The organism is Paracoccus sigandri (genome assembly GCF_003709565.1).
GTDB classification, from domain to species: domain Bacteria; phylum Pseudomonadota; class Alphaproteobacteria; order Rhodobacterales; family Rhodobacteraceae; genus Paracoccus; species Paracoccus siganidrum.
Genome location: NZ_QNRC01000072.1, coordinates 1 through 5,161 on the forward strand (window position 1 = coordinate 1; position 5,161 = coordinate 5,161).

General features: G+C 63.2%; 6 protein-coding genes and 1 pseudogene. 1 reads left to right on the plus strand and 6 read right to left on the minus strand.

What is annotated here, in order from left to right:
* Positions 1-89 precede the first annotated feature (89 nt).
* The 5 genes from C9E82_RS23430 to C9E82_RS23455 all read right to left on the minus strand — a co-directional run bounded on the left by C9E82_RS23430 (position 90) and on the right by C9E82_RS23455 (position 3,889).
* On the minus strand, positions 90-725 hold the full coding sequence (locus C9E82_RS23430; RefSeq protein ID WP_183154143.1) for a DUF4123 domain-containing protein: 636 nt from the start codon (positions 723-725) through the stop codon (positions 90-92).
* Between the two features lie 194 nt (positions 726-919).
* Positions 920-1,618: a spermidine synthase gene (locus C9E82_RS23435; protein WP_119901082.1), complete on the minus strand. Its 699-nt coding sequence runs from the start codon at positions 1,616-1,618 to the stop codon at positions 920-922.
* Positions 1,619-1,884: 266 nt separating this feature from the next.
* A complete protein-coding gene (locus C9E82_RS23440; RefSeq protein ID WP_119901081.1) occupies positions 1,885-2,184 on the minus strand; it encodes a type II toxin-antitoxin system RelE/ParE family toxin in 300 nt (99 codons plus the stop codon).
* Positions 2,181-2,462: a type II toxin-antitoxin system ParD family antitoxin gene (locus C9E82_RS23445; protein WP_119901080.1), complete on the minus strand. Its 282-nt coding sequence runs from the start codon at positions 2,460-2,462 to the stop codon at positions 2,181-2,183. Before C9E82_RS23445 ends, C9E82_RS23440 begins: the two co-directional genes overlap by 4 nt.
* 653 nt (positions 2,463-3,115) lie before the next feature.
* Positions 3,116-3,889 carry an SDR family oxidoreductase gene (locus C9E82_RS23455; protein WP_119901078.1) on the minus strand — a complete coding sequence of 258 codons (774 nt, stop codon included), beginning with the start codon at positions 3,887-3,889 and terminating at the stop codon, positions 3,116-3,118.
* A 97-nt stretch (positions 3,890-3,986) separates the two neighbouring features.
* On the opposite strand from C9E82_RS23455, the gene C9E82_RS23460 reads away from it, so the two are divergent.
* Positions 3,987-4,889, plus strand: coding sequence for a LysR family transcriptional regulator (locus C9E82_RS23460; RefSeq protein ID WP_119901077.1), 903 nt, complete (start codon positions 3,987-3,989; stop codon positions 4,887-4,889).
* A gap of 128 nt (positions 4,890-5,017) precedes the next feature.
* Here C9E82_RS23460 and C9E82_RS23465 read toward each other — a convergent pair.
* A pseudogene (locus C9E82_RS23465) lies at positions 5,018-5,161 on the minus strand (IS66 family transposase); the annotation flags it as partial.

The following is a 5,161-nucleotide window of genomic DNA, read 5'->3' on the forward strand; positions in this document are numbered from 1 at the left end:
AAACGTCGACCTGGCGCAGCTTCGCCACGATCTCTTCGGGCTTGTGCTTCTTCTGGGGCATTCCAAAATCCTCTCTAAGGCTAAATAGCCTACTTCAGGGAGGACCACTTTTCAGGGGGCAGACCAATCGGGTCGAAATCCGCATAGTTCAGGCGCATCGGCGTGACGGGTTCGCCGGCCAGTTCTTCCGTGACGGGCGAAAGCCGAAGGTCGGCATCCTCGTGGCGGATGACATAGTGGATCGGGGTTCCGTCATCCGTCAGCATCATCCGGCGCAGGCGCGGGGCGTCATCCTGAATGGCGTCCAGAAACGGGCGCAGGACGCGGGGATCCCAGAACCGGAAGAAGCGCAGCTTGCCGTCGTCCTGCACCGGCAATCTGGTGAAGCGGCGCAGGTGACGGCGGATCGCGTCAAAGCCGGCATCGGTCTGGATCAGCAGGCTGGTGCCGACCGGCCAGTGCTGCTGGAAGAATTTTCGGTGAAAGGACAGCGCCCCCGGATTGTCCGGCGCGGGGATCGTCAGGTCGACCAGCCAGGGCGCGGTCTCCTGCGCGCTTTCGGTCGCTGCCCCGTCGAACAGGCAGGCGGCGGGCTGGCCGATGCTGTCGAGGTCGAAGAAGCCGGTGATGTCGCTGCGCAGCGAGGCGTCCACCAGCATGAAGACATGTTTCGGGGCATCCGGCCCGAAGAGCGCATCGATCAGACCGGCAGAAGCGGCGGGCAAGGCATCGGCAAGCGCGCCCAATGGCGCGGGCAAACTGGACCGGTCAGCAACCGTCGTCTGGCGTAATGGCATCTGCGTGCAATGCGAAAGGGCTCTAAATGCGGCCCAGCCTACCGGCGAGAGCGGTTTCGTGCAACAAGCAAGGCCGGGCGGAGGGCAGGCGGTTCGTACGCTGCCCATGCCTCGCATTCGCGTCAGCTTGCCTGCCTCAACCCCAGTAGCCGGGCCTCCAGGGCGCAGCTGTAGATGTGATGCATCGCGTCGACGCGGCCCGGCACCAGTGGGATATCCTCTCGGATCCAGTTCCACGGATATCGTGCCAGTGTTCTTTCGAACCGCTCGGATGCGGTTGCCGACCAGAATGCAGCCAGCCCGCCGGGGGTCAGCGCCTCAGCGACCTCGGCGATGCCGCAATCCTGATAGAGAGTTTCATTTTCCGGGCGGACCACGAAATCCGGACCATTGTCCGTATCGAGCAGGATCAGGTCGTAGCACCCTTTGGACGATGCCAGATGGTCCCGCACATCACCGATCACCAACGCGCTGCGCGGATCCTCAAGCGGGCTGCCTGCCAGATGTGCCAACGGCCCGCGGTTCCACGAGACCACCTCGGGAATGATCTCGCAGACCGTGACCTTCGTGTCGGTGGCGGCAAGATCAAGCAGCGCGCGCAGGCTGTAGCCCAGCCCAAGCCCTCCGATCAGGACGCGCTTCGCCTGAAAGTCCAGCCGCCGCATCGACCGTACGGCCAGCTGGGTTTCCGATTGACAGTTGAGGTTGGACATCAGTTCGATGCCATTATAACGGATTTCATAGATTTCGTCGCGCTGGCGCACAATGATGTCGTCGCCCGACGCGGTGCGCGCGCGGGCCAGGGTTTCCCACAATGCCATGTCATTTCCCGTAGATTTGAACCCGCAGCCTTCAGCGCGGTGACCGGTTGGATCAGCGGTATGATCGGGGTTGCCGGTCGTTAAAGACCAGACAACCCGGTGACATTGTCGGCCCTGGATCCGATCAGAAGGGGAAAGATGGCGGAAGGATTGGACAAGCCGGGCGGCTCCTGGAAGGTCAAGCTGGCAAGGCCGCAGAGCCAAGTCCGCTGGCACTATGCCCCCGACCACTGCGCCTTGCAAGCTGGCCGAAAGGTGGTGCGGTGTCAGAGCGATTGTTCCCAGTTCCTGCCTGCCGCAAAGACCCGCAGGATCGTCACCGCATCCTCGCCAACCACGAAGGCGATGGTCAGGCGGCGCTCGAAGCCGATGATGCGCAGGCCCGGGCGGATGTCAGCGCGCAGATGTCCGCGTTCCGATCCGATGCGGAGGCGCAGGCAAAAGGCTTCCACCCGTTCGAGATAGGCCATTGCGACTGACGGAGAGGCCTGCTGTGCGATCCAGTCGTAAAGGCCGACAAGATCCTCGGCGGCCTCCGGCGCGAAGACGACGCGACGTTCCCTCACGCGCGGCCCGCGAGTGCCTTTTTATGCCGTTCGCGGATAGAACCAAATACCTCCTCCGCCGTGCGACCGCGTTCCGGGTCGGCCTCCATGGCGTCGTAGACTGGGGCGACCTCTTCGCGCAGCCAGCGTTCGACGGCTGCGTTGCGCTCTTGCAGTGCGCGCAGACCAGCACGGACCACTTCGCTGGCCGAGGCATAGCTACCGGACGCGACAAGTTCGTCGATGAAGGCGGCATGTTCAGGCGGCAGGCTGACGGTGCGCTTTTCCACGGCTGCCATATGCGGATCTCCCTTCCGGTATGGCTTTTTCATACCACGCCTTCGGCGCGCTGTCACCATGCTGTCGAGACCGAAAATCAAACGCGATAGCGCGCGGTCACCATCCGGTCACCAGTGCCAGATTCGACTATATTGCCCATCCCTCGACGTTTTTGCACATTGCTGTCGTCCCGATGGCCGTTTTCTCGATGTTGCGAATCTTGCAATATCGTGCCGTTCGGTGTCATGGGCTGCGCTGGCGTGACAAAGCAATTTCTGGCTTTACACCGAAGATGTCGGGGGTTCGAATCCCTCACCGCCCACCATTCCCTTGCGGCGTTTTTGGTATATTTCTGAGGCGCTTAGACGACCTCGGAGGCGGGGTCGGACATCTTGTCATCATATACGAAGATGTCCGCGGTCACTGCACGGTCACTCGGAGACGGAAAGGCAGCGTGACAGACGTCAGTGATTGACCGCAGCGCGGACACGAGGATCTGCAGGACATCACCTTTGCGCCTTGGCTCAAACTGTGATTGCAGATTCCGAAAATGCGGCGCGAAAAACAGCACCATGAAACTTCCTTCACCTGCCGGCGAGGATCAGAAGATACGTCAAAGTTTACCTGCGGTCGGGCAATTGCTCGCCCAACCGCGCACTCGTTACGCAACAGATTATTTGGTGGTATAGCCGCCGTTGACCAGGATCGTCTGGCCCGTCATCCACCAGCCCTCTGTCACGAGGAAGCGGATCCAGGGTGCGATGTCCTCGATGTCGGTGAGGCCGGTTTTCGAGAATGGCGACAGGGCGGCAGCCGTCTTGTGATAGGCCTGTGCCTCGGGGGTCTCCTGCCCATAGAAGAATGGCGTATCCATCGGTCCGGGGCCGATGGCGGTGACGGAAATGCCCCGCTCGCCAAATTCCTTCGAGGCCGCGCGCGTGAAATGTTCGACCGGGGCCTTGGTGCCCGCATAGCTGGAATAGAAGGGCGTGTAGGCACCCAGAAGCGACGTGACCAGCGTGCAGATCGACCCGTTGTCGTTCAGCGCCTTGCCCGCCTCCTTCAGGAAGAAGAAGGCCGATTTGGCGTTGACCGCGCTCATCTCGTCATACTCGGCTTCGGTGATCTCGGCGATCGGCTTCTTCAGCACCTTTCCGACGGTGTTGATGGCGATGTCGGGGCGGCCGAAGGCGGCGATGGCATCGGCGAAAAGCTTCTCCACCGCGCCCGCCGTGGTCAGGTCGGCCTGGATCGCAAGGGCCTGCGCGCCCGCTGTCCTGACCGCCGCGACGGTCGCCTCGGCATCCTTGGCGCTGGCCGCGCTGTTATAATGGATCACGATGGCCCTCGCGCCTTGCGCCGCGAAATCCCGCGCCAGCAGGCCGCCGAGGTTCTTGGCCCCGCCCGCGATCAGAATGACCTTGTCCTCGAGGGTCCGGGTCGTCATGGCATTCTCCTTCCAATGTCCTGTCATCGCAATTTATGTTCTGGAATTTCGCCATAAATCCGGCGATGCTGACTTCACCTGTCGAAAATGCCGAACAATGGACCGGATCGAGCTTTACCGCATCTTTACCCGCGTCATCGAAACCCGCAGCTTCACCAAGGCGGCGGATACGTTGCAGATGCCGCGCTCCAGCGTCTCGACCGCCATTGCCGAACTCGAGGCTCGACTTGGCACCCGGTTGCTGAATCGCACGACACGGATGGTCGCCCCGACCAACGAGGGGGAGGAGTTTTACGACCGCTGCCTGGGCTTTCTGGCCGAAAGTGAGGAGATGGAGGCGATGTTCCGCTCCGCTTCGCGCCGGCTCGAAGGGCGCATCCGGGTGGATGTTCCGGGGCGGATCGGGCGGCTGATCCTGGCGCCCGCCCTGCCTGGGTTCCTGTCGCTCTGGCCCGGCATCCGGGTCGAGCTTGGCATGACCGACCGCACCGTCGACCTGGTGGGCGAGCGGGTGGATCTGGCGCTGCGCGTCGGCCCGCTGCCCAATTCCGGCCTGCGCGCACGAAAGCTGGGAGAGATCGCCCAGATCAACGTGGCAAGCCCGGCCTATCTGGCGCAGTATGGGACGCCGCTTGCGCCCGCCGATCTGGACCGGCACTGGCAGGTCGCCTATGCGTCACCGTCGACCGGGCGGGTGGCGGACTGGGAATGGCGGGACAGAGGCCGGGTCCAGACACGCCCGGTGCCATGGCGCATCAGCGCCAACAGTGCCGAAGGCTATATCGCCTGCGCGCTGGCGGGGATGGGTCTGATCCAGATCCCTGCCTATGATGTGGCCCATCACCTTGCCGCGGGCGAGTTGGTCGAGATCATGCCCGATCATCGGGCCGAGCCGATGCCGATGCACCTGCTGTTTCCCGGCAGTTCACGGCCTCTGCGCCGCCTCACGGCCTTTGCCGACTGGATGGAAGGGGTGCTGCGCCGCAGCCTCCGCCAGTGAACTGGGCCGGAATGGTCCATGATCAGAGTGAAACCAGAAAGCTGACCTGAACGAGGCCTCCCGCCCCTCGCTCCTGTCCGCCATGGCGCGGAAGAAGCCGCGCAGGTCGGTGCCTTCTGCCGGCTCGTCCGCGCCGTCGATGCGCCATGGGCGCGGATCAGATCGTGGATCGGCTGCAGGGCGACGGCGCAGGCCCCGACCTGGTCGGCCAGGGTGGAAAGGCTGATCTCGACGCCCTCCTTCGCGTAGCGTTCGGCCTGCCGGTTCAGGGG

Excerpts from the sequence above, each read along its gene's own strand:
- C9E82_RS23435 (WP_119901082.1), bottom strand. The coding sequence starts at position 1,618 with ATGGCATTGTGGGAAACCCTGGCCCGCGCGCGCACCGCGTCGGGCGAC.
- C9E82_RS23445 (WP_119901080.1), bottom strand. The coding sequence starts at position 2,462 with ATGGCAGCCGTGGAAAAGCGCACCGTCAGCCTGCCGCCTGAACATGCC.
- C9E82_RS23455 (WP_119901078.1), bottom strand. The coding sequence starts at position 3,889 with ATGACGACCCGGACCCTCGAGGACAAGGTCATTCTGATCGCGGGCGGG.
- C9E82_RS23460 (WP_119901077.1), top strand. The coding sequence starts at position 3,987 with ATGGACCGGATCGAGCTTTACCGCATCTTTACCCGCGTCATCGAAACC.